The sequence below is a fragment of the Vibrio rumoiensis genome, from assembly GCF_002218045.2.
GTDB lineage: Bacteria > Pseudomonadota > Gammaproteobacteria > Enterobacterales > Vibrionaceae > Vibrio > Vibrio rumoiensis.
Genome location: NZ_AP018686.1, coordinates 1115765 through 1139390 on the forward strand (window position 1 = coordinate 1115765; position 23626 = coordinate 1139390).

Here is a 23626-nt window from a genome sequence, read left to right on the forward strand (position 1 = left end):
CGGTCATCGTGATTGCACCACTGAGATTTAACCCACTCTTGATAGTTTTAATAACTTACGTAAATCAGCTAGCAGCCCCTTGAGTTCATCTGTTAGTTCACCTTGATCGCGCACGGTAGGATAGCGCATCACCCATTGCCCAAGCGGATCAATCAAAACAAAATCTTGAGTAGCAAAGCTTTGCATATTAGCTTGATGCCAAAGTTCGGGCGCCGATAACAACACAAAACCACTGTCTTTTAAGGTCGCTAAATCTTCTGGGTTAGACGCCATAACAACCGGTACGACTCGTGGCTGATCTTTACCTAATGCAATGTGACTTTGCTTTAATAGATGCAACTGTTGCTCGCACACCGCATCACATTGGTCCGGTAAAAGGTAAGCGATTTGCCATGAGTGAATGGCTGGGTTGATCAATTGCACATCTTGATAATGAAAATTGGGTTCAATTAACTGGCCGTGATTGGTGACTCCGGGTTGATACCAATGCATGGATAAAATTAGCTTGGCGGCAATCACTGGTAAGGCAAAAATCAGCAACATTAGCCATAACACTTTTTTACTTGAACCTGGTGTTAACCCTTTATTTTCAACCCGTATATTCTCTTGCTTCGATATACTCATCACGACCTGACCTCAATTCAAATAATCTAAAAACGCATACGGTCTTGTTGTTCATTACCATCTAAGGTTAAGACTTTCGATGGTGGCTTACGTTGGGCGCTTAACCTGTCGAAAAGCAAACCATATGGCTAACAACAGCAATACACTGGCCATCGAAAACCACTGTACTGCATAACCAAAGTGTCGTTTTGATGACATGGGTAGCGGATGCCATGGATGTGGTAAGTGCTCACTAACAACATTTCCATGTTCACTGGCTAACTCCAAAGGTTGAACAGGCTGAATCACATAAGGAAATAACGTATTTTTCATATCAAAGGATAAATAACGAGGCAACGATTCCAGTAATAAATTCTGCACTCGAAGCGATGCGGTTCCTTGTAATTGCCCCCCTTCCGATTCAATTATTTCCGGCATCAAACCTTGGCTCATCGGGTTCTCTTGTTTGCGATATAAACGTCCTACCATACTTTGTTGTTCCACCACGCCAGCTACATAAGGCAAGACTTGTCGATCACGTCCTGCTGCAATAAATCCCAATTCAATTAACGCGATTTTCTGAACGTTTGGTGATGAACCTGATTCACCAGACAGCACACGTACCGGTTGAAAAACGAGGTAACCGACTTTGCCTTGCCAGGTTTGGTTATCCCAATACACACGTTGCACCTTAAAATTAAGCGGCAATGGTTCTATCGTCAGAGAGACTTTTGTGCCGATGGCGTGGTGATTGTTATCGAATACCCAATCTTTCATTGCCACTGGTGCGGCATCGGCTCTTAATTGTAATTGTTGCTCCAATGCCAATTTTTGGTTACCCCGCTCTAATTGCCAAAAACCTAATTTGACCATCACAATAAACACAACCACAGTAAGTAATAATAAACCGATTTTTTTTACGCCCAATGTCGCCATAGGAGATGCCATGACTATCACTTTCTTATTTAAGTTAACCTTGGTGCTTCTGCTGCTGTTTGTCATTTTTAACCTCGGCAGAGCTTTGTACTCAATGGTGAAATACGATCGCAACGACCCGAATGCGGTACCAATGAGTCAATATCTTGGAAAACGCTTATTTATTTCGGTCATCATTATAATGGTGCTGTTAATTGGTTTAGCGTCAGGCCTCCTCTCGCCCAATACTCGCCCTTACTAAAGCACATAAACAAAAATAAACAGGCATAACCAAACCACATCGACAAAATGCCAGTACCAACTTCCCGCTTGAAATGCAAAATGATCTCGAGGAGTAAAATGGCTAAATGCGATACGGCAAAGCAGTACAATCAAAAACAGAGTACCCAAGGTCACATGCAAGCCATGAAACCCGGTGAGCAAAAAGAAGGTATTACCATAAACGCCGGATTGCAGAGTGAGGTTCATCTCTTGATAAGCATGCGCGTATTCTTGGCCTTGATAAAACAAGAAAGCCACCGCCAACACGATGGTAATTTCCAACCAAATGATCAGTGCGGTACGTTGGTTTTTTTCTAAGCTGAGTTGAGAAAAATGCAGCGTAATCGAGGACGTCAATAAAATAATGGTGTTCATTAAAGGCAGGCCCTGCCAAGGCATCGCTTGGGTCTCTGTACCACCTGGGGTTTTTACTAATGGCCATATCGCTTCAAAGGTGGGCCACAACACTTCATTGGTCATCAAGTTATTGGAAGCGCCACCAAGCCAAGGTACAGAAATCATTCTGGTATAAAAAAGCGCCCCAAAGAAGGCAGCAAAAAACATCACTTCTGAAAAAATAAACCAGCTCATTCCTTGACGAAATGAACGTTCTATTTGGTGTGAATATAAGCCAGACAGCGACTCTTGGATCACATTACGAAACCAGCCAACGAGCATAATCACTAAAGTGACAAAACCGACGAATAATACAAACCCACCAAAGCTACTCAACATGCTTTTAGGCTGAATGAATAACCCCGCGCCAACCGCGATCATAAACAAGGCAAACGCGCCAACAATCGGCCAATTACTTTCTGGCGGCACATAATAAACTTCCGGTTGACGGGAATGAGGGACATGGCCTTGATGAGAGGCGGTAGGACTCGATTTATTCATCTTAGCTCTCCTTAAAATAAGCGATTAATTCCGCTCATTTAGCGATGAATCAAATGGTTGAGCGAACGACTCTGGCGCTCCCCTGCTCAAACTAACAACATTGTTACTCTTTAAATCTTTAGACGCTCTAAGCACTTGAGTCTTGGCGGTATTGGGTGCTTTAGCGGATGGCGATTCGTTTTTGGTAATGTCATATAAAGTATAAGAAAGCGTCAACCGATTAACGGAAGTCGGCAAATCGTTATCCACATAAAAAATCACCGGTAATTCGGCTTCAGCTTTGCCTGCCAAAGGTTGGTGATGAAAACAAAAACACTCCACTTTATTAAAATGGGTGGCCGCTAATCCGGGGGCAATAGAAGGCACGGCTTGGCCAATCATGGCCACATTTGAGTTATTCACTGCCCGATAACTGGTTTTAATCACTTCGCCAGGATGCACATCCATTTGTGCCTGAACCGGTTCAAACTGCCATGGCATATCTGGGCTCACATTAGCCATAAACTGCACTCGTACCACGCGAGATTTATCCACTTGGATACCTTGAGTGCTGGCGGCAACGGTGTTGGTTTTGCCGTTAATACCAAGTTGCTGGCACATAATGTCGTACAAAGGCACTAACGCGAACCCAAAACCAAACATACCAACCACGCCAAGCAGCAAATAGCCGATCAGCTTTTTATTACTTTTTGCGATGTTCGATTGATTCGTCATTACCTGTGCCTCATCTCATCGTGGGCTTATCTCTCTTTCGCCACAACACTGCATGCCTACTCTTTTCCTATCGTCTATTTCTCTATCGTCGGTGGAGTCGAAAACGTATGGTGTGGCGCAGGGCTTGGCACCGTCCATTCCAACCCTTCAGCGCGATCCCAAGGCTTAGCAGGCGCTGCATCACCACCACGAATACATTTGATCACCACCGTCAGAAAGAGCAATTGAGACAGGCCAAACATAAATCCACCGATGGAGACGATCTGATTCACATCCGCAAATTGAATCGCATAATCAGGAATACGCCTAGGCATGCCTGCTAGCCCTAAGAAATGCATAGGGAAAAATAAAATATTGACGGAAATAACCGATAGCCAGAAGTGCCACAAGCTTAATGTTTGGTTATACATATGGCCGGTCCATTTAGGCAGCCAGTAATAGGCCGCCGCCATGATTGAAAATACCGCACCAGTTACCAAAACATAATGAAAATGCGCCACCACAAAATAAGTATCATGGTATTGGAAATCAGCCGGCACAATCGCCAGCATCAGCCCTGAAAAGCCTCCGATGGTAAACAGCACAATAAAAGCAATCGCAAACAACATCGGAGTTTCAAACGTGAGTGAGCCTCGCCACATGGTCGCCACCCAGTTAAACACTTTCACTCCGGTCGGTACGGCAATTAACATGGTGCAATACATAAAGAAGATTTCAGCAAACACTGGCATACCCGTGGTAAACATGTGGTGCGCCCAAACTAAAAACGACAGTAAGGCAATCGAACATGTGGCGTACACCATCGAGTGGTAGCCAAACAACCTTTTGCCACTAAAAGCGGGGATAATTGCTGAAATGATGCCAAATGAAGGCAAAATCATGATGTACACTTCAGGGTGACCAAAAAACCAAAAAATATGTTGGAACATCACTGGGTCGCCGCCGCCTGCTGCATCAAAAAAACTGGTGCCGAAATATTTATCGGTGAGCACCATGGTCACTGCCCCGGCCAAAACAGGCATCACAGCAATTAATAAGAAAGCGGTGATTAACCAAGTCCAAACAAACATCGGTAACTTCATCCAATCCATACCGGGTGCGCGCATATTCACGATGGTCACAATCACATTGATCGCGCCCATGATCGAGCTGATCCCCATAATATGAATAGAAAAGACAAATAATGCGGTACTGTCAGAACTGAATTTGGTTGAGAGCGGTGCGTAAAATGTCCAACCAAAGTCAGGTCCCCCACCCGGCATCAACAGAGAGCCGAGTAAAATCAAAAATGCAAAAGGTAGAATCCAAAAACTGAGGTTATTCATTCGTGGCAACGCCATATCTGGCGCGCCAATCATCATCGGGATCATCCAGTTTGCTAATCCAGTAAACGCTGGCATTACCGCGCCAAACACCATGATCAAGCCATGAACCGTGGTCATTTGGTTAAAAAAGTGCGGATCAACCAATTGCAAGCCAGGCTGAAATAACTCGGCTCGAATCACCATGGCCATCGCGCCGCCAGTGAAAAACATAATCAAGCTAAACCATAGATATAAAGTCCCTATGTCTTTATGGTTGGTCGAATAAAGCCAGCGCTTGATGCCTTTTGCAGGCCCATGGTGCACGTGCTCAGAGTCAATATGATCGGCCGTCTCTGTTGCTGTATGTTGGTAAGAAGATGAAGGGTTCATTGTGCCTCCGATTGACTATCCACTGTCTCTGATGCTGGCTCGGCTTCCATATTTGCTTGTGTGCTTTCTTTATCCGGTAACGTGCCATCAGTAAGGACTTGTTTGATATCTGAAGCTTGCAGCGCATCGCCGGTATCATTGCCCCAAGCATTACGCTCATAAGTAATGACTGCCGCAATCTCTTCTTCACTTAATTGATTAGCAAACGCCTGCATTGCGGTTCCTGCTTTGCCATGAGTAACAATATTGATATGTTGCAGTACATCGCCGGTAGCAATTGGGCTGCCTTTCAAGGCAGGAAAAACATTGGGAACGCCTTGTCCATTAACTTGATGGCAAACGCTGCAACGCTCGGTATAAACCTTTTCACCCATCGCCATAAGCTCATCCATACTGAGTGTTTTGCTTAAGGCTTGTTGTTGCTCCGCTTTTTTGGCAGCGGCCATTTGTTCTTGTTTTGCCAACCAAGTATCAAATTCATCTTCCGGTAGTGCTTGAACCACTATCGGCATAAAACCATGATTACGGCCACATAGCTCAGCACACTGACCACGGTAAACGCCCGGCTTATCAATTTTGGTCCACGCTTCATTAATAAAACCGGGGACTGCATCTTTTTTCACGGCAAAATCCGGCACCCACCATGAGTGAATCACATCATCAGAGGTCATCAAAAAACGGATCTTACGATTGATTGGCAGCACGAGAGGGTTATCAACTTCTAATAGATAATGTTCTCCTTTTTGCTCACTGCCTTCGATTTGCTTTTGCGAAGTGGTTAAGAAGCTATAAAAAGACACATCATGATTAAAATAGCGGTAATGCCATTTCCATTGCGAACCCGTCACTTTAATCGTGAGATCGTCTTGAGAAGTGTCTTCCATCGCAATCAATGTTTTCGTGGCAGGAATGGCCATCAAGACAAGAATAATAATTGGGATCACAGTCCAAAGGATTTCAACCTTGGTGCTTTCATGGAAATGAGCGGCTTTAGCTCCTCGCGATTTGCGATGACGAATGATCGAATAAAACATCACGCCAAACACCACCACGGCAATCGCGCAGCAAATGTAAAAAATCAGCATGTGCAAGTCATAAACCTTACCGCTAATTTCAGTGACGCCTTGGGTAAGGTTAAGTCGAGTTTCGGCAGGCGTTGCAATCATTGGAATCAAAAGCAATATTCCAGCCACCAGCCGTACCATAAAGCGTAGAGCAAAGCTTATTTTGCCAGAGTCCACCATTGAATAATAAGCAGCAACGTTTGTACGTGATCTGATCAAGATGCCCCCTCGTCCTTACAATATTTTTATTGTTATTTACCTAAAGCCATTAAATCTGCAATCAGACGGATGAACAGCGTCAATCAATTTGCTAATTCAATGGCTTTAGATATCGCGGAGCAAGAAGCACACAGATACACCAAGTGAGCATAAGCTCCAACAGGTTCCCTTCATACAGTTTGAAAATACATTCAAATGCATATGAAACCGTGATGAGGTGTCAGGATGAAGTGGCACCACACCACGCTATACTTTTAATTCATATAAGTTCATAACGGGTACGGCTTTTCTACGTTTTTACTTACCTAGTTATCTCTAAAGCTAGTTAGAGTTTTAGATTTGTTCAAGAAATATACTTTTTCTATTTTCAATTTGTGAGCACAAAATCAACAAAAAAAAATTTCTCGTGTTCATTTAGTGTGCTATAAACCTGCGCAACATTTATTTAACAACACAAGTGCGTACAAAATTGCACCAATTGTTAATTCTTGTACTGATATTCAGGCTTTCTAGTAGACAGATTCACTACAGAAGCTATGATGGTTTAGCCCAGAAGCTACTGGGCCGGTCAAACTGGATTTTGACTGACAATAAAACATAAAACAGGCTTAACTATGCAAAACAACAACTCATTGATTCATCGATTGGCCAATGGCAATCTGGTGCTGCAAATTTTGGTTGGTATTATCGCAGGTGTTGCACTTGCTACGATTTCACCTTCAGCAGCTACTAGCATGTCAATTTTTGGTAGCCTATTCGTCGGCGCACTAAAAGCCATCGCACCTATCCTTGTTTTTATTTTGGTTGCAGCTTCGATTGCTAGCCAGAAAAAAGACTCCAGCAGTAACATGCGTCCAGTGGTTACTCTTTACCTTGTCGGCACCTTTTTAGCGGCCCTAACTGCGGTACTAATGAGCTTTGCTTTCCCAACATCGCTTACTTTAGTGAATGCAGCAACAGGTACCACTCCTCCTGAAGGCATTGGTGAAGTTTTAAATACACTGTTATTTAAAATTGTCGATAACCCAGTAAATGCATTAGTTAATGCTAACTACATCGGCATTCTTGCTTGGTCAGTCGGTTTAGGTTTGGCGCTTCGCCACGCTAATACCGCAACCAAAGATATGTTCAGCGATCTTAGCCACGGTGTTTCTGCCGTAGTTCGCTTTATCATTCGTTTAGCGCCAATCGGTATCTTCGGTCTTGTTGCAACCACATTTGCAACCACAGGCTTTGAGGCGATTGCCGGTTACGCTCAACTGTTAGCGGTATTACTAGGCTCGATGGCAATCATCGCGCTAATCGTAAACCCACTGTTGGTTTATCTTAAAACCAAGCAAAATCCATATCCGTTGGTATTCCAATGCCTACGTGAAAGTGGTGTAACGGCGTTCTTCACTCGCTCAAGTGCAGCGAATATCCCAGTAAACATGGCATTGTGTGAAAAACTAAAACTGAATGAAGATACTTATTCGGTTTCTATTCCACTAGGTGCAACCGTCAACATGGGTGGCGCGGCGATTACTATCACAGTATTAACGCTGGCAGCGGTTAACACGCTTGGTATTCAAGTTGACCTACCAACAGCGGTATTACTAAGCCTAGTAGCAGCAGTTTCAGCTTGTGGTGCATCGGGAGTTGCCGGTGGTTCTTTACTACTTATCCCATTAGCATGTAGCTTGTTTGGTATTTCAAACGACATCGCGATGCAAGTAGTCGGTGTTGGCTTCATCATTGGTGTTATCCAAGATTCAGCTGAAACCGGCCTAAACAGTTCTACAGACGTGGTATTCACTGCCGCGGTTTGTCGTGCAGAAGAAGCTCAAGCAGCAGCGCAATCTAACCAAGCTTAATCTTCAACGCCGATTAAACGTCAATGGCCAGCAGAGTGATCTGCTGGCCATTTTTATTTTATGACTTCGGGGACTAAACGATTTATTCCTCTGACGTTATGTTCCCCCCATCGAGTAATAGCCCTATATTTTTCAAGAGTATAGCGACACTCTCACCGTTACACTTTCTTACATTCCCATAAACGAACGATTAGATTTGCATCTTATAGGTATGTTATAACATAACAAAATCTATCTTTAAGAAATATAATGACTATGCTTAATATCAAATTTCCTCTTTTATTGACTTGTGCTTGCTTAACACTGTTACCTCATGCTTATGCTCAAGAACCCAATCGTTCCAATACGCTATCGCTCGCAGGTAGCTTAGAATTTACCAATATCGACCCATCCTCAAATGGTTACCTATTTACTCGTATGCAAGTCACAGAAACCTTGCTTGATGTCAATGCCAAAGGCGAGTTATTACCCGCTTTAGCCCAAAACTATCAAGTTAGTGATGATCGTAAGGTTTGGTCTTTTACTTTGGTACCCGATGTTACCTTCCACGATGGGAAAAAAATGGATGCAGAGGCCGTTGTGAAGAGCTTGCTGATCGCCTTTAATAAACACGGGCCTCTTAAAAATGCACCGATAGAAAAAATTGAAGCGAGTAGTGACAACCAAATATCCATTGCTCTATCACAACCTTATCGACCTTTAGGTGCTGTGCTTGCGCATTACGCTAACGTCATTTTAAGCCCAGAATCCTATGATGAGTCAGGCAAAGTCTCTCATTTATACGGCACCGGTCCATACAAAATATATACGCTTGCCCCACCGCACAAATTAACGGTAGAAAAGTTTGCTCAATACTGGGCTGACGATGCCTCTATTCAGTATGCTACCTACTTAACTGGCCACAGAGCGGAAAGCCGCGCACTTCAAGCCACCAGCGGTCAGGCTGACATTGCATTCGAACTGTCTCCTACCAGCGTGATGAGAATGAAAATGCAACCGCAAATCAAAGTTCATGAATATTCGATTCCGAGAACATTAGTGCTCAAACTGAACGCAGGGGATCCCTTGTTAAGCAGTAAAGAAGCACGTCAAGCACTGAGTCTTGCCATTAATCGCCAAGGTATCGCAGCAGGAGTATTGAGATCGCCAGGGGCTGAGATCGATCAACTATTACCTGCCGCGGTGAGTGATTGGTACCTGAATCAATATCAAAAACCGCAGTACGATATAGAAAAAGCACGACAATTACTGGCCCAGTTAGGTTGGGACAAAAACGGCCAAGGCATGCTAACTCGTGATGGAAAGCCTTTCGAACTCACTTTGATCACCTACGCAGACCGCCCAGAACTGACGAATGTCGCCACCGCATTACAAGATCAATGGCGCCAGATTGGCATCAAACTCAATATCAACATTACCAACTCAAGCGCTATCCCAGCGGGTCATCACGATGGCTCACTTCAAGTTGCACTGATGGCTCGTAACTATGGGGTCATTGCCGATCCTCTTGCGGTACTCAGTAATGACTTTTCACCACAAGGCGGAGATTGGGGGGCTATGAACTGGAGTAATCCCAAGCTCTCTCAGTTATTTAGCACCTTGAACCTGACTAACAATCAAGATGAATACCATCAGTTAGCCCAACAGGCTGCTCAATATATCCATCAAGGTTACTCTTTATTACCGATTGCTAGCTACACCCAGCGTATTGGTGTGAACATCCGCGTAAAAGGGTTTTCTTTCGACCCTTACGAACGCAACTTTAAACTCAGCAAAATGGAGTTTACACAGTAATGTTGGGGATCTTTTATCAACGATTTTTGCAACTGATTGCCGTCATTTTTTCGGTTGGTGGCCTAACTTACTTGTTAATGCGCTCTCTGCCGGGCGATATGGCCTATCGCTTAGCCGCAAGCCGCTATGGACAAGATAATGTCAATGCGGAAGCGGCTGAGTTTATCCGCCAAGAACTCAACTTAGACCAAAATGGTTGGCATAGTTTTATGCAATGGCTTGTGGATCTTGCGCAATTTAACTTTGGCCATTCACTCGTGAGTGGCGAACCCGTGTTAGCGGTAGTGGAGCATCAGCTCTACCACTCAATGCTTTTAGCCGGAGCAGGGATGGCGCTTTCTATTGTGATTGCCATTCCACTTGGTTTACTTAGCGCTCGCTTTCCACGTACCGCCAACCCGATCATTTTAGGCTTTTCGACTTTATTTCGCTCGTTGCCTGTGTTTGTCATTGGTTTAGCGCTTATTACTCTGCTTGCGATCCATTTCTCTTGGTTCCCTGTCGCAGGGTTCGGCACGACTGCACATTTAGTTCTGCCAGCATTAACGTTAGCCGTTAGCCTTGCTGCTGCTTCGAACCGAATTGTTTATCATTCAGCACAACGTGTTTTTCAAGCGCCATTTTATCAATATGCTCGAACCAAAGGACTAAGCTCAAGCATCACATTCAAACGTCATGGCATCATCAATATTGCCTTACCCGTGGTGGCTTATTGGGGCGTGCAGTTAGTGATGGTGCTTGAAGGTGTGGTGATGATCGAATCTTTATTTTCATGGCCCGGCGTCGGGCATGGATTAGCTCATGCTATTTTTGCGCGTGATATTCCGGTTATTCAAGGAACCGCAATCTGTCTTGGTATTTTGTTTGTCATTTTAAATACATGCAATGATTTACTGTGTCGCGCACTCGATCCTCGCTCCACTCAAGCCGAAACTCAAAAACAAGGAGCCTTTGCGTAATGATGTCGTTGTCTCAAAAATTGTCACTGAGTCTGTTATCTCTATTCGTGCTTACTGCGATCTTAGGCCCTTTAGTGATGAATATTGACCCAAATCAGCAGAATTTAATGTCCATTCTAGTTCCGCCAAGTGCTGAACATTGGTTAGGTACCGATCAATATGGACGAAGCATGCTTAGCCGATTGACTTATGCACTCCGTTTATCGTTAGCAATGGCGGTCATTTGTGTGGTCACTTCTGCTGCTATAGGCTGTCTATTAGGCATGTTGGCTGGCTGGAAAGGCGGTTGGATTGATCGCGGATTATCCATGTTGGTCAATATTTTACTCGCCCTCCCGGCTTTAGTGATCGTGTTATTGCTAGCCGCGATGATGCCGGGCTCATTTGCGGCATTGTATTTTGCGATCTCGCTTATTCAATGGGTCGAATATTTTCAGTTATCGCGCACGATTACTCGCAAAGTCATGGCAAATGAGGCCGTCCAAAACTCTCGTTTACTTGGCTTTAACCGGTGGTATTTAATTCGTCGTCATTTATGGCCAGAACTGGCCTCTCCAGTGGCAACCATTGCTTCCTTTGGCGCGGCAAACGCCATCTTATATATGGCATCACTTGGGTTTATTTATGTGGGAATTCAACCACCAACCAGTGAGCTAGGGTTAATGATCGTCGAACTGTTTCCTTATTATAGTGAAGCCCCTTGGTTATTAATTCAACCTATCATCCTAATTGCCCTGCTCATCATGAGTTTTCATCTATTAACAGGTAGTAAAAGATGACCGCATTTTTAGAAGTACAGAACTTAACCATCAAACATGGTGATATTGAATTGGTCAGCAACCTTTCTTTTTGTTTGGCCAATAAGACTCCTTTGGTCGTATTAGGACAAACCGGTTCAGGGAAAAGTTTGCTGCTCAAATTCATTATGGGCACACTTGAACCCACATTATCGGTGATGGGTAAATTATTCATTCAAGGAAAAGAAATCCATTGGCAACAAAGGAAACAATTGTGGGGAAAAACCTTATCCATTTTGCCACAAGAGCCATCTCAAGCTTTAAGCCCTTTGATGAGAAGCCAGCAACAAGTATGTGAAGTTTTTCGTTATGTCCAAGGCAAACCAAAGTCACAAGCAAAACAGGAATCTCTCTATTCTCTCAATCAATATGGTTTAGGCGAGCATGCTCAAAAGCGACCGTATGAATTATCTGGTGGTATGGCACAGCGCTTAGCGATGAGTGTCGCACGCGCCAGTAATAGTGACCTTTTCTTGGCCGACGAACCGACCAAAGGTCTCGATGTTTCCCGTCGAGATGACATGGTTGACCATCTCAAAGACCGCGCAGAACAAGGTGGCTTACTCGTGGTCACCCATGATATTGATGTGGCACGCGGCATTGATGGTCAGATGATCGTATTACAAAATGGTCAGTTAATTGAGCAAGGCAATACCCGCGATATGCTCACTAATGCTCAACATCCATATACTCAAACTCTGATTTCATCACAACCCGAAGCTTGGCAAGCCGTATCTCTAATGAATAAAATTCAAGAGCCGATTTTAAAGGTGAGTAACCTCAGTTTACGTCGAGGAAAGCAAACTTTAATCGATGATCTGAATTTCCAACTTCATGCTGGCGAGGTAATTGGTGTCGTAGGTGATAGCGGGTGTGGAAAGAGCAGTTTGGGCGATGCGATTTTAGGCCAACTACCAATACATTCAGGCAGCATTGAATATTTAACTAAACAAAAGCCGAACAATAAAGTGATGGCTCATCAATCAAAATGGTTAAAACTATTCCAAGACCCTATCGCTTCACTACCTAGCCATGCAACACTTGGACAATTATTAAAGGACTTAGTTAAGTTGCATAAAATAGACACAGACCAGATCCCAAGCATGATGGAGACACTGCGTCTAAAACCTGAAATACTCAATCAAAAACCGCATCAAGCCTCTGGTGGCGAGCTACAAAGATTTGCTATTTTGCGGACTTTATTGCTCAAGCCAGTCTTTTTATTTGCTGATGAACCAACCACTCGTCTTGATCCTATTGTCGCCAAAGAAGTGTCTACTATGTTGATTACTTTAGCCAAGCAACAAGGATGTGGCATGTTAATCGTGAGTCACGATCCACAACTCATCAAGGCGGTATCCGATAAAGTGATTCAGTTGTAAAGAGCGACCAAACGGTATCAGGTTCTTAATATCTCAACTCAACAATAAAAAATGGGTAGCCACTCGCTACCCATTCATTGATTTAACTTGTTTAGTTCACTCGGTTAAGAAGCGGCTTCGAGTCGATATACCGCTCTTCGCCAACGAATCACATCAACGAAGCAAAATACTATCAAGCTGATCCCCATAATCGGCAGTGCCAAACCTAATACGACGGCCACCATTATAGACAATACTTTCATGGCGTTTGAAAGTTTTATCCAGCTATCCACTAAGGTTGGTGTTGTGTTGCTCATCACCGGTCGACGTTTCCACCACATGGTATATCCCCACACGATCACCGCACATAATGCCAAACCAAACACCGCCAATATCAATTGATTAGGCAGGCCAAACAAAATCCCCATGTGAGCATCAATTCCCCAACGGATAAGTTTTGCCACGATCGGAAAATCTTTAAACTCTGCATGCCCAACCACTGACATTGACATAGCATCGATCGCAACTTCATCCACCTGAGTTGGCCATGAACGATCGATTTCTTTTACAACCCACGCGGTTTTATTGTTTGGCGCAGGCACGATTTCAATCTTACCGGCATCAATACCAAATTCACGGGCGCTCTGCTCAACTTGATCAAAGACACCGAGCTTACTGTCAGAACTCATGCCCGACATATTATGGTGATTGGCGTGTAAATCACCATTAGAGTTGCCCTCATGATGAGACGTTAAATCACGAGAAACCGACGGCGTTACCCACCCTATCGCTTGTCGCCATTCAGCAATATTGCCCCCAGCCCATTTCGACCACGTTAAGCCTGTTGCAGAGAAAAATAATAAGCCTAAACTGATCCAAACCGCGACCTTGGCATGACGTGAACGCGCTTGAGCAAAGCTGCCAGCTTTAGCCTGACGAGCCAAACTGCGTCGCTGCTGCCACCATAAAAACACCCCACCTAACGCCGCAACCCACATCCAAGAGGCCGCTAACTCGCTGTAGTATCGTCCTATTGGCCCTAATAACAAATCGGTATGCATAAAGTCGATGGCGATACGAAATGGCAATACTCCACTGGTACCATAACTGGCGAGCTCACCTTTGATATCTAAAGTAACCGGGTCAACAAACACGGTGCGTGCTCGATATCGGTCTAGATCGGGATCGTTAAATAACACGCGAGTCGTTTGTCCTAATGCCGGTGCAGGACGAACCGATTTAATCTCTAGTGGATTGGGTAAGCTATTTTGCGCGGCGGCAATTTGCGCGCTAAGCGGTTGAACCGTTCCCTGAGTCACCGCACTGAGCTGCTGCTTATAAAGCACATTTTCAAGCTGCGGAGTTAAGACATAAAGCGTACCAGTGAATGCCGCCATAAAAATAAACGGCCCAACAAATAAGCCGATATAAAAGTGAAGTCGCTTAATAAAAGCCGTGAAGCTTCCAGCACTTCCTGTTTGTACTGTATTCATTTTGTTCTCTCAATTGATGATAAAAATTCATTTATTTTCAAATAGAGAAAACAGGCGGGGCTCTTGGGGTGGGAAATAAATAAGAGAGACACCGACCCGACTGAACGCCAACGGCCGTCAATATTGCCACTAAACAAAAAATGGCCGCAACAACCAGTGGTAACGCGCCATGTGTTGCAGAAAGCGTCGCCAGCAAATCACAATAGCCACACCAACCATGTTGATGATGAGAATCGGTAGAAGAATGATGATCGGAGTGATGGGTAGAATGAGCGTCGCCGTCCATTTTAACCATCATGTGATGAGAAGTAGTTGCCCTATCCGCAAGCACCACGGACATAGAAACCAAAGGCGCGAGATAGATAAGTAGGATCAATACCACGGGAAGGTAAAGAACCCGACGTCGAAACGACATAGTTACAAGAGAAAAAGCCGGCACACCCATCACAAAAAATCGCCCAAAAATGAGACGTAAATGTAACATAAAGTTATCAATTTAATGACCGATAATTTACCCACGCAACAACAAATTGATAATCCATAGCATTCCCAATGACGAGCCCGTAAAATAGCGAGATTATTCAGGGAGAATTCAATGACCACTCACGCTATGCCATCTATTGCACACTTATCTAAGCCGACCTTACTGGTTTTATACTTCATCATCTTTCTAGGCTCTGCGGGCTTTTTTATTACCATTCCCGCTTATGTGAATTTGTTTTTAACCGATCACTCTTTGGCGATAGCTCAAGCGATGCCACTTGAAGACAGACGCACGTTGTTTGGCACAGTGATGTCTGCCGCGCCTTTTATCTCGATGTTTTTCACCCCATTCATCGCTCGCTTTGCCGATCGCTATAGTCGAAAACTGGTGATGGCATTATGTTTGGTTGTGGCCGCTCTCGGCTTTGTGATGCCGGTATATGCGATTATTGCAGGTTCGGTAGCTTTGCTGTTTGCCGGCAATATGATCAATAGCTTAGGTTCAGCCAGCCAACCCATCGCTCAAGCGATTTTGGCTGATAATAGCCAAGGTAAAACCAAAGCGACGTTAATGAGTTTGGTGGCAGTGGTTATGACAGCCGCCATGTCATTTGGCCCAGCCCTTGGTAGTAAATTGACCGCGCTATATGGCCCTCAAGCCCCTTTCTATGCTTGTTTATTGATTGCTGTTGTTTGTTTTATTTTGTTGCACATCATCCAGCTACCAAAACAAGCCTCTCTAAAACAAGAAAGTCCATTCTCATTAGCGGCGCCATTATCACGTAGTCAAAAAGGTTTATTGCCTTGTTTGGCCATCGTATTTATCTGCCAGTTCAGCTGGAGTTTATACTTCCAAAATATCTCATTTATTTTGCCGCAAAAATGGCAACTGGCGGTAGAGGGTGAGTTTTATCAATACTTTATGTTAGCCATTGGCATTGTAATGATCGCTTCTTTACTGTTCGTTCCTCGTCTATTGCTGGCTATCATGACGCTAACCCAAGCATTAAGAAGTGTCTTAACTGGTGCTGGCATTGGCATGGTTTTACTGGCGATCACACCGACACCAACCACCCATGTTATTGCCATGGTTTGGACATCGATTATGGTGGCATCTTCGTTTCCTTTATATATTACCGCGCTGTCTGATCGTGCTAGCGATAGTGACCAAGGCTGGGCGATGGCATTATCCAGTGCCATGGTAGGATTAGCTTGGACTTTAACAGGCTACCTCACTGCAATTTTGGTGAATATACACTTAATTCTACCAACCCTGATTGCCGCAGTGGGTTATGCGATTGCCGTGTTATTCGTCCCTCGCCAATCGCAAGTAAATAATCAAGAGGCGCAAGCATCATCATGAGTTTTGAAGCTACCCTTAAAAAGCATCACTTTCACCCAATCATTGATACACACTATCAATTTGGAAAAGCGCTGATTGTCGATCTCTCACCTAGCAGTGATATATGGAGCCAAGTGAATGACGAACATGATTTCTCAGCAGAGATAAAGCGCCAAGTTGCCGAAACCAATGCTGTGATAGAAATAGGTCGCTACGCTGAACAACGCATGATTTATCAAGATACCGATAACTTTTCACAAAGCAGCAATCGCACTTTACACATTGGCATTGATTTGGGGATCCCGGCAGGCAACACGGTTTTTGCCCCAATTCAAGGCGAAGTGGTGGCATTGGCTAACCGCCAACAGCAAGGTGATTACGGCCCTGTGATCATTTTACGCCATCAACTAGAAGGCTACACATTTCATACCCTTTACGGGCATTTAGCCACTTCTTCCCTACAAAATCTGTACATAGGAAAAATAATTCAAACAGGTGAAGCTTTTGCCCAAATAGGGACTTTTGCAGAAAATGGTGGCTGGGCATCTCACCTGCACTTTCAAATCATTCGTGATTTAGGGCCGCATTTAGACGACTACCCAGGGGTTGTTGATCCCAAATATAAGACGTTCTATTTACAGAACTGCCCATCGCCAAACCTCATCCTTCAACGAGAAGATTTGAGTTAACATCTAAAAAATACTTTTTAATAACGAATTGTTATGAAGAAAGTAACAGAAATACACGGTCTATCCTTTTAATCTCAAAAATCGACCTAATATCTAACTTAGGTGATAAAACAAACAAAAGGGAAGACAATGACAAACGAATATATTCCACCGAAAGTTTGGACCAATGAACAACAAGGCGGCACATGGGGTAGCATTAATCGCCCGGAAGCTGGCGCACGCTTTGAACGTAAACTTCCCGTTGGTGAGCACCCAATTCAGCTTTATTCAATGGGCACTCCTAACGGTCAAAAAGTCACGATTTTACTTGAAGAGTTACTGGCAAAAGGCATAAGCGAAGCCGAATACGATGCATTCATCATTAAAATTGGTGACAGCGACCAATTCTCATCAGGCTTTGTCGATGTTAACCCGAACTCGAAAATTCCAGCCCTAGTTGATCGCAGTGGTGAGTCGCCAATTAATGTCTTTGAATCAGGCTCTATCCTGCTTTATCTTGCCGAGAAATTTGGTCACTTTATTCCGCAAGACATCGCTGAACGAACCAAAGTACTGAACTGGTTATTCTGGTTACAAGGCTCAGCGCCCTATCTGGGTGGTGGTTTTGGGCACTTCTATCATTACGCGCCAGAAAAATACGAATACCCAATCAATCGCTTTACGATGGAAGCCAAGCGTCAATTAGATGTCCTCGATAAGCAACTCGCCAACAATACTTACATTGCGGGTGAAGAATACAGTATTGCGGATATCGCGATTTGGCCTTGGTATGGCAACTTGGTTCTCGGTAATGCTTATAACGCCGCTGAATTTTTAGACGTTGATAGCTACCAAAACGTACAACGTTGGGCTAAAGCGATTTTAGAACGCCCTGCGGTTCAACGTGGCCGGATTGTCAATAAACCAATGGGTGAACCTTGGGAAGCGATTGAAGAGCGTCATAGTGCAGAAGATATTGATAAAGCGCTAAGTTTAAAGCCTTAATTACCGCTCTATACAAACGAAAACGCCTAGCCGATGACAATGATCGGCTAGGCGTTTTTTTACTTGGCGATATAAATCAATTAAGTTTGGCAACCTTGCAGCAATAATCGATGATCACTTGATTTCCATCGATTTGCACATTTTGAATCTCACCGTCAATCGTAATTCTGTTTTGTAAATACACCACCGCATTCTCTGGTGCAATTTGGTTTTTAAGTGACGGTAAAATGGTGTGTGGCTCGATATCGAGTTGCTGAAAAAATCGACTCACGAAACTTTTGCTAATCTCGCCTTTACCACGAACCACCTCGGAAAATTCTACAATCGTCATTCCTAAACGTTTCGCCATATCCATTTGGGTTAAGTGGCGCTTCGCTTTTTGCGACATCCATAAATGATAAATTGCTTCTCTGTCTTGTTCTGTGAATTCCATGATCGGTGTTTATCCATTACCTATAAAAACTACCGACTAAAATGACAAAATCCGGTTAATCACGTGTCATTGACAGGTCAGGTTTTGTTTAGAGAAATTTAAAACCATGACTTAAGCCACGGTAGTGATAACTTCCCCCAACGAACCCAATATTCTTTGCTGAAAACGACGATAATCCACTAGGCAAAAAGTTGCCGTGTCGCAAGCAATTTTTTGCCTAACTTAGAAAACCTAAAAACATAAACCATTGATTTAAGTAACAATAAATAATGGCTCGATTATTGCTTAAACCGACCTAAACATAGTAGTCAAACCGAACATCTCAATGACCACTATTAAATTCAACATTTAACGGATAGGTTTATCTATGGCAAGGCTACAGTTTAGTATTCACGTCGATGGCGTCAGTGACGAATCTTTAGTAGTCATAAGCTATCAAGGGAAAGATAACTTTTCATCGGTGCAACAAGCCGATGGCTCGTGGTGTCACGGTTTTCGTTATCAGATTGAGCTTGCCAGCCGCCGCCCCGATATTACCGCATTGGATGTGGTGGATAAAAACGCCGAACTTGTCATGCATCGCGATGGCGAAGTAGTGCAGCGCATTAATGGCATTGTGCGCGCTTTTTCGGTTGGTGAAACCGGCCATCACCATACCTTTTATTCCTTGACTCTAGTCCCTGAAATCGAACGTTTATCACTTCGTCATAACAGCCGTATTTTCCAATCCATTTCGGCTCCTGACATCATTGCCACCCTGTTTAAAGAAATGGACATTCAAAATTTCGCTTTTGCTTTAACCCGCACACCTAAGCTGCGTGAGTTTTGCATGCAATATCGTGAGACCGATTTAGCGTTCATCAACCGCTTAGCGGCCGAAGAAGGCATGGTCTATCACATTGAGCAATCAAAGGGTAAACACACGGTATTGTTTACCGAGGATAGCCAATTGATTAGCTCACTCGATGCCCCAATTCCTTACAATGCAATGGCGAGTGGCATTAGCTCGACGCCGTACATCAACACTTTCACCAAAACCACCCAGTTTGAAGTCAGTGAAACGCACAGCGGTGACAGCAGCTTTAAAAAACCGCAATACACTTTTGCTCAACAAGCGGTGGGCAGTGATATGGATTATCAACACGATACGTATCAGCACTTTGATTTTCCGGGGCGCTTTAAAGATGACGCGACAGGCAAAGCGTTCAATCAAATGCGTTTAGATAGCCTACGTCGCAACGCTCATACCGCCAAAGGCACCAGTAATGAACCACAGCTACAAACGGGCGCGAAGTTTGATATGCAAGAGCATAGCGACGATAGCTTTAATCAATCATGGCTGATTATTGCCAGTCACCATCAAGGCGACCAACCGCAAGCGCTCGAAGAATCAGCAGGTGGCAAACCCACCACCTACGCCAACCAGTTTGAAGCGATTCCAGCGGATAAAACCTGGTGCCTGCCGCAGATGACCAAACCACAAGTTGACGGCCCGATGACCGCTTATGTAGTGGGCCCTGACGGTGAAGAAATCTTCTGTGATGAATATGGCCGTGTCAGGCTGCATTTTCCATGGGATAGGTACTCTAATGGCGATGAACACAGCTCTTGCTGGGTACAAGTCTCTCAAGGTTGGGCGGGCAGTCAATATGGCATGATTGCTATTCCGCGCATTGGTCATGAAGTGATTGTCTCATTTTTAAATGGTGACCCAGACCAGCCTATCGTTACCGGACGTGCTTTTAACGCGCAGAATATACCGCCATACACCTTGCCAGATAACAAAACCAAAACGGTGTGGCGCAGTGAAACCCATCAAGGTGAAGGCTTTAATGAAATCAGCTTTGAAGATCAGGCGGATCGCGAGCAAGTGTATCTACACGCCCAAAAAGATTTTAAAGCAGAAGTGCAAAACGATGCGATTACCGACATCAACCACGACCAACACTTAACGGTTGAAAATGACCAATTCATCCAAGTCAAAAACAACCACAATTTAACGGTTGAGGGCGAGAGTCGAACCAAGGTTAATCAATCACAAAGCTTTATCATTGAAGGTAATCTACAGATTAAATCAGGCTCAGTGATCGTCAATGACGCTGCTAATGAGATACACATAAAATCGGGCAATAAAGTCGTCATCGAAGCCGGAGCAGAAATTACCGTTAAGGCCGCAGGCAGCTTTGTCAAAGTTGATGCTGCTGGCGTTCATCTCGTTGGTGCTGGTATCAATATGAACTCAGGTGGTAGTGCGGGTAGTGGCAGTGGGTTTAGTGGTACAACCCCAGAACTTCCGCTGTTAGTCGATGATATAGCTTCTTCTCGACCTACATCCCATACCAATCAAATAGAGGAACACGATCTAGAGTCGAAATTTGCACTGAATCAGCTCAATGGATTACCAAAAGTATTCGATGAGCATAGATTTTCCATGTGGCTAAGTGGCGTATTTGGTCATGATATTCCACCGCAAGCCTATCTCGATTTCTACCAAGCGGTTAAATCTGGGAGTGTAACCAATCCACCAATTGAAGTTGTCGTTGGCAGTGTTGCCTACTATGACAACAAAAAGCAGACAATCGTCATTGGCCAAACCCTTATCAAAAATGCGAAAGAAGAAACAGGAAAAGAGCATAAAATTCGCCTGTTGACTGTCTTAGTACATGAATTTGGTCACCATATTGATTATCTGCTTCGAAACGTGTTCAGTAACATCGGAGGGGATGCCAGCTTGGACGAAGGTGCTGCTTTTGCTGTACTACTATCAAACATAAACATGCGTAAGAAAACGGAAACAGTGGTCGCAAACTACCAAGGCTCTTGGGGAAATGAATTACTATCCATCACTTACATCAATATGCACAATGAACTGCAAAAACAGCGTAGCTATATCGAAAACGATCAAAAAAGCCAAAATGGCGATAGAGAGTACTTTTCAGCGGGCGGCACGGCAGAGCAGGCTAAACATGGCAAGTATGGACATCGCTCAATAGAATCCGCACTCGAAGACATCTTTACGAAAAAAGAAGTAGATACGATTTACTACGGCAACTGGTTGCGTGATTATTCTCAAGTGGTTGATATTAAGCTTTTAGAGTTCAACCTAGATCTGCTGATTGGCAAGGCAGATGCGCAAATCGAGGGAATGGATATCCTGCAAAAGGAGCTGCCTTCCCACCTCAATACTTTAGAGAAAAAAACCGAACAAATTAGAACTCAGTCTATTACGCAACTGGGGCAGGCTGAGTCTAACTTGAAAGAATCTGGTGCTGCCACCTCTGCACAACTCAACAAGATGTCTTTTGAACTATCAACATACAGAAGCGGGCTGGAAACACAGACACGAGCTCTTTTAGCATCTCGCACTGACCTTGTCACTATGCTCAATAACCGCACGCTACCATCTGGCAGTACGGAGCAAATTACACGTAATATCGATAACATTGATTCGGCTGTAAGTGCAAATCGTGCACAAATAAAGTTAGCTGAAGATCTGAGTAATTATGTTGTTGGAGCGGAGCAAAACAGTTCTCTCTCGAATCAAAGAGCCATAAATAGACTCTCTTCGAGTCAGCAGACTCTCGAAAATGCCGATATCGACATATTCTTTGAGCAAGCTCATCAGTCATTGCCGGTTATCAATCAGCTTATAGAACGAGTGCAAGTTGAGTTAAAAAAGGGCATGGCACTGCTTAAAAAGATAGCAGATATCGAAATCACTGATACCACTGGAATCACTTCCGGTGGTCGCCGCGTTGGCAGCAAAGCCATCTCTCGGGAATCCCTTACACAAGTTGTCGAGATTTTGGCAAGAAAAGAATTCCCAGATCGCTTTGCCGAAAACGATAATTCCCCATTCCGGTTGGATCCTGAGAAGTTGGGTGTATATCGACCAGAGGAGCATTTGGATAACCCCAGAGGCATTACCGCACCTGCAAATACCCTGTATAAGGAGGCATTCCGGGGAGATTACACAAAGTCAGAAGGGGAAGTTGATCCTAATAAATGGTACAAAAATTTCTTCAACGACTCCATCTCTTTTGCGAAGAGTCAGCTTTCTCTCGCGGCTAGCTCTGGTCGAACAGCCCAAGGCTTGATCCACTTTGGCCAGGCATTGCATGTGATGGAAGACATTTATGCCCATTCCAATTTTGTTGAACTAGCCATTAACCGGCTCCATCGAGAGGGAAAACTAGTCCTACTTAAGCCCGTCAATAGCTGGGTTACTTCGGTCCAAGTGAATGATAATCAAAAAGTGCACCCACTCACCACAGGGATATTTGGTGCCAGTGACACGGTTGTCAGCTTGCTTTCGGTGCTAGAAAAAGGAAGCGACCACTCAACATCGGCAGAAAAAGAGCATTATCAAACGCAAGTTAGTATAATGTTGGTGCTACTCAATGATTACAAACCGAATGCTGTGGAGCTGCTTTTTGACGCTTTAGGTTTAGATTATCCTTCACAGGACAAGAGCTTAAGCGCAGAGCAAGCGTTAGAAGCAGCCAAAAAAGCGGACGAGGTTTCTTTCTTTTATCGCTGGATGGTAAAGGAATTGTTGAACTTATTGTTCGCATTTGCCAACCAGCTTAAAGCGCTGATTGCTCGCCAGATGATGGAGGCAATTAAATATGCTCAGGATGACACATCTCCAACCGATCCAACCCACACCCAAATAGCCAAAGATCCAGATGATCACCCTTTACACACCATTGCGGCACAGATAGCACAGAGGATGGTGGCAACAATGGGTAGCGAGATGTTTACAGTTTGGGAGGGAGAAAGCTCCTTGGAAACTTTGCTAACGACAGCAGAGAGCTTTTTTGTTCATCCAGATCAGATAGATAGTCATAGCCCAGAGCATGTCCAAACATTGTATGATGACATTCGCCTATGGGCTCTTAAAAACCCAATCAATCTTAGAATGGCAGCCGAGTATGAGGGTCACTTAGATCATGAGCTGGAAAAACTAAAGATTATAGCTGAGTCGAGCACGGAAGCGATTGACTGGTTCATCAAACTAGAAAAACTAATCGGAAATTAATGGATAGCC

18 protein-coding genes and 1 pseudogene are annotated in these 23626 nt (G+C 44.1%); 10 read left to right on the forward strand and 9 right to left on the reverse strand.

Annotated features, from left to right (window positions below):
* Positions 1–27: 27 nt before the first annotated feature.
* Together VRUMOI_RS17505 and VRUMOI_RS17510 are read right to left on the reverse strand one after the other, a co-directional pair.
* The gene (locus tag VRUMOI_RS17505; RefSeq protein ID WP_089139430.1) at positions 28–543 is read right to left on the reverse strand and encodes a hypothetical protein; all 516 of its coding nucleotides are present in this window, start codon (positions 541–543) and stop codon (positions 28–30) included.
* 168 nt (positions 544–711) lie between these two features.
* Positions 712–1551, reverse strand: a complete 840-nt coding sequence (locus VRUMOI_RS17510; RefSeq protein ID WP_089139386.1) for an SURF1 family protein — start codon at positions 1549–1551, stop codon at positions 712–714.
* Between VRUMOI_RS17510 and VRUMOI_RS17515 the strand changes: the two genes are divergently transcribed.
* Positions 1550–1780, forward strand: coding sequence for a DUF2909 domain-containing protein (locus VRUMOI_RS17515; RefSeq protein WP_089139385.1), 231 nt, complete (start codon positions 1550–1552; stop codon positions 1778–1780). The two genes, VRUMOI_RS17510 and VRUMOI_RS17515, sit on opposite strands and share 2 nt — an antisense overlap.
* Here VRUMOI_RS17515 and VRUMOI_RS17520 read toward each other — a convergent pair.
* The 4 genes and pseudogenes from VRUMOI_RS17520 to coxB form a co-directional block, all read right to left on the reverse strand.
* The gene (locus tag VRUMOI_RS17520) at positions 1777–2697 is read right to left on the reverse strand and encodes a cytochrome c oxidase subunit 3 (protein ID WP_089139384.1); all 921 of its coding nucleotides are present in this window, start codon (positions 2695–2697) and stop codon (positions 1777–1779) included. The two genes, VRUMOI_RS17515 and VRUMOI_RS17520, sit on opposite strands and share 4 nt — an antisense overlap.
* A gap of 24 nt (positions 2698–2721) precedes the next feature.
* Positions 2722–3411 (reverse strand): cytochrome c oxidase assembly protein, encoded by a 690-nt coding sequence (locus tag VRUMOI_RS17525; RefSeq protein WP_089139383.1) that lies wholly within the window; start codon positions 3409–3411, stop codon positions 2722–2724.
* A gap of 74 nt (positions 3412–3485) precedes the next feature.
* A pseudogene (gene ctaD / locus VRUMOI_RS17530) lies at positions 3486–5045 on the reverse strand (cytochrome c oxidase subunit I); the annotation flags it as partial.
* A 56-nt stretch (positions 5046–5101) separates the two neighbouring features.
* Positions 5102–6271, reverse strand: coding sequence for a cytochrome c oxidase subunit II (gene coxB / locus VRUMOI_RS17535; RefSeq protein WP_231897569.1), 1170 nt, complete (start codon positions 6269–6271; stop codon positions 5102–5104).
* A 731-nt stretch (positions 6272–7002) separates the two neighbouring features.
* Between coxB and sstT the strand changes: the two genes are divergently transcribed.
* The 5 genes from sstT to VRUMOI_RS17560 all read left to right on the forward strand — a co-directional run bounded on the left by sstT (position 7003) and on the right by VRUMOI_RS17560 (position 13173).
* A complete protein-coding gene (gene sstT, locus VRUMOI_RS17540) occupies positions 7003–8241 on the forward strand; it encodes a serine/threonine transporter SstT (protein ID WP_089139380.1) in 1239 nt (412 codons plus the stop codon).
* A gap of 249 nt (positions 8242–8490) precedes the next feature.
* On the forward strand, positions 8491–10035 hold the full coding sequence (locus tag VRUMOI_RS17545) for an ABC transporter substrate-binding protein (RefSeq protein WP_089139379.1): 1545 nt from the start codon (positions 8491–8493) through the stop codon (positions 10033–10035).
* Complete coding sequence (locus tag VRUMOI_RS17550; protein ID WP_089139378.1) at positions 10035–10994, forward strand: ABC transporter permease; 960 nt, start codon at positions 10035–10037, stop codon at positions 10992–10994. Before VRUMOI_RS17545 ends, VRUMOI_RS17550 begins: the two co-directional genes overlap by 1 nt.
* Positions 10994–11773: an ABC transporter permease gene (locus VRUMOI_RS17555; protein ID WP_089139377.1), complete on the forward strand. Its 780-nt coding sequence runs from the start codon at positions 10994–10996 to the stop codon at positions 11771–11773. The genes VRUMOI_RS17550 and VRUMOI_RS17555 overlap by 1 nt, the downstream gene beginning before the upstream one ends.
* Complete coding sequence (locus tag VRUMOI_RS17560) at positions 11770–13173, forward strand: ABC transporter ATP-binding protein (RefSeq protein ID WP_089139376.1); 1404 nt, start codon at positions 11770–11772, stop codon at positions 13171–13173. The genes VRUMOI_RS17555 and VRUMOI_RS17560 overlap by 4 nt, the downstream gene beginning before the upstream one ends.
* A 104-nt stretch (positions 13174–13277) precedes the next feature.
* On the opposite strand, the gene VRUMOI_RS17565 is transcribed toward VRUMOI_RS17560, so the two are convergent.
* Together VRUMOI_RS17565 and VRUMOI_RS17570 are read right to left on the reverse strand one after the other, a co-directional pair.
* Positions 13278–14645 (reverse strand): PepSY-associated TM helix domain-containing protein, encoded by a 1368-nt coding sequence (locus tag VRUMOI_RS17565; RefSeq protein WP_089139375.1) that lies wholly within the window; start codon positions 14643–14645, stop codon positions 13278–13280.
* A 37-nt stretch (positions 14646–14682) separates the two neighbouring features.
* Positions 14683–15129: a DUF2946 family protein gene (locus VRUMOI_RS17570; protein ID WP_089139374.1), complete on the reverse strand. Its 447-nt coding sequence runs from the start codon at positions 15127–15129 to the stop codon at positions 14683–14685.
* 111 nt (positions 15130–15240) lie between these two features.
* Here VRUMOI_RS17570 and VRUMOI_RS17575 point away from each other — a divergent pair, with 111 nt between their 5' ends.
* The 3 genes from VRUMOI_RS17575 (at position 15241) to yghU (ending at position 18143) form a co-directional block, all read left to right on the forward strand.
* Entirely contained in the window at positions 15241–16491 is a 1251-nt protein-coding gene (locus VRUMOI_RS17575) for an MFS transporter (protein WP_231897538.1), read from the forward strand.
* Positions 16488–17159 carry a peptidoglycan DD-metalloendopeptidase family protein gene (locus VRUMOI_RS17580; protein WP_089139373.1) on the forward strand — a complete coding sequence of 224 codons (672 nt, stop codon included), beginning with the start codon at positions 16488–16490 and terminating at the stop codon, positions 17157–17159. The genes VRUMOI_RS17575 and VRUMOI_RS17580 overlap by 4 nt, the downstream gene beginning before the upstream one ends.
* 129 nt (positions 17160–17288) lie before the next feature.
* Complete coding sequence (yghU, locus tag VRUMOI_RS17585) at positions 17289–18143, forward strand: glutathione-dependent disulfide-bond oxidoreductase (protein ID WP_089139372.1); 855 nt, start codon at positions 17289–17291, stop codon at positions 18141–18143.
* A 76-nt stretch (positions 18144–18219) separates the two neighbouring features.
* Here yghU and VRUMOI_RS17590 read toward each other — a convergent pair whose 3' ends face one another.
* A complete protein-coding gene (locus VRUMOI_RS17590) occupies positions 18220–18576 on the reverse strand; it encodes a helix-turn-helix domain-containing protein (RefSeq protein ID WP_089139371.1) in 357 nt (118 codons plus the stop codon).
* Positions 18577–18943: 367 nt separating this feature from the next.
* Here VRUMOI_RS17590 and tssI point away from each other — a divergent pair, with 367 nt between their 5' ends.
* On the forward strand, positions 18944–23617 hold the full coding sequence (tssI, locus tag VRUMOI_RS17595) for a type VI secretion system tip protein TssI/VgrG (RefSeq protein WP_089139370.1): 4674 nt from the start codon (positions 18944–18946) through the stop codon (positions 23615–23617).
* Positions 23618–23626: the final 9 nt, after the last annotated feature.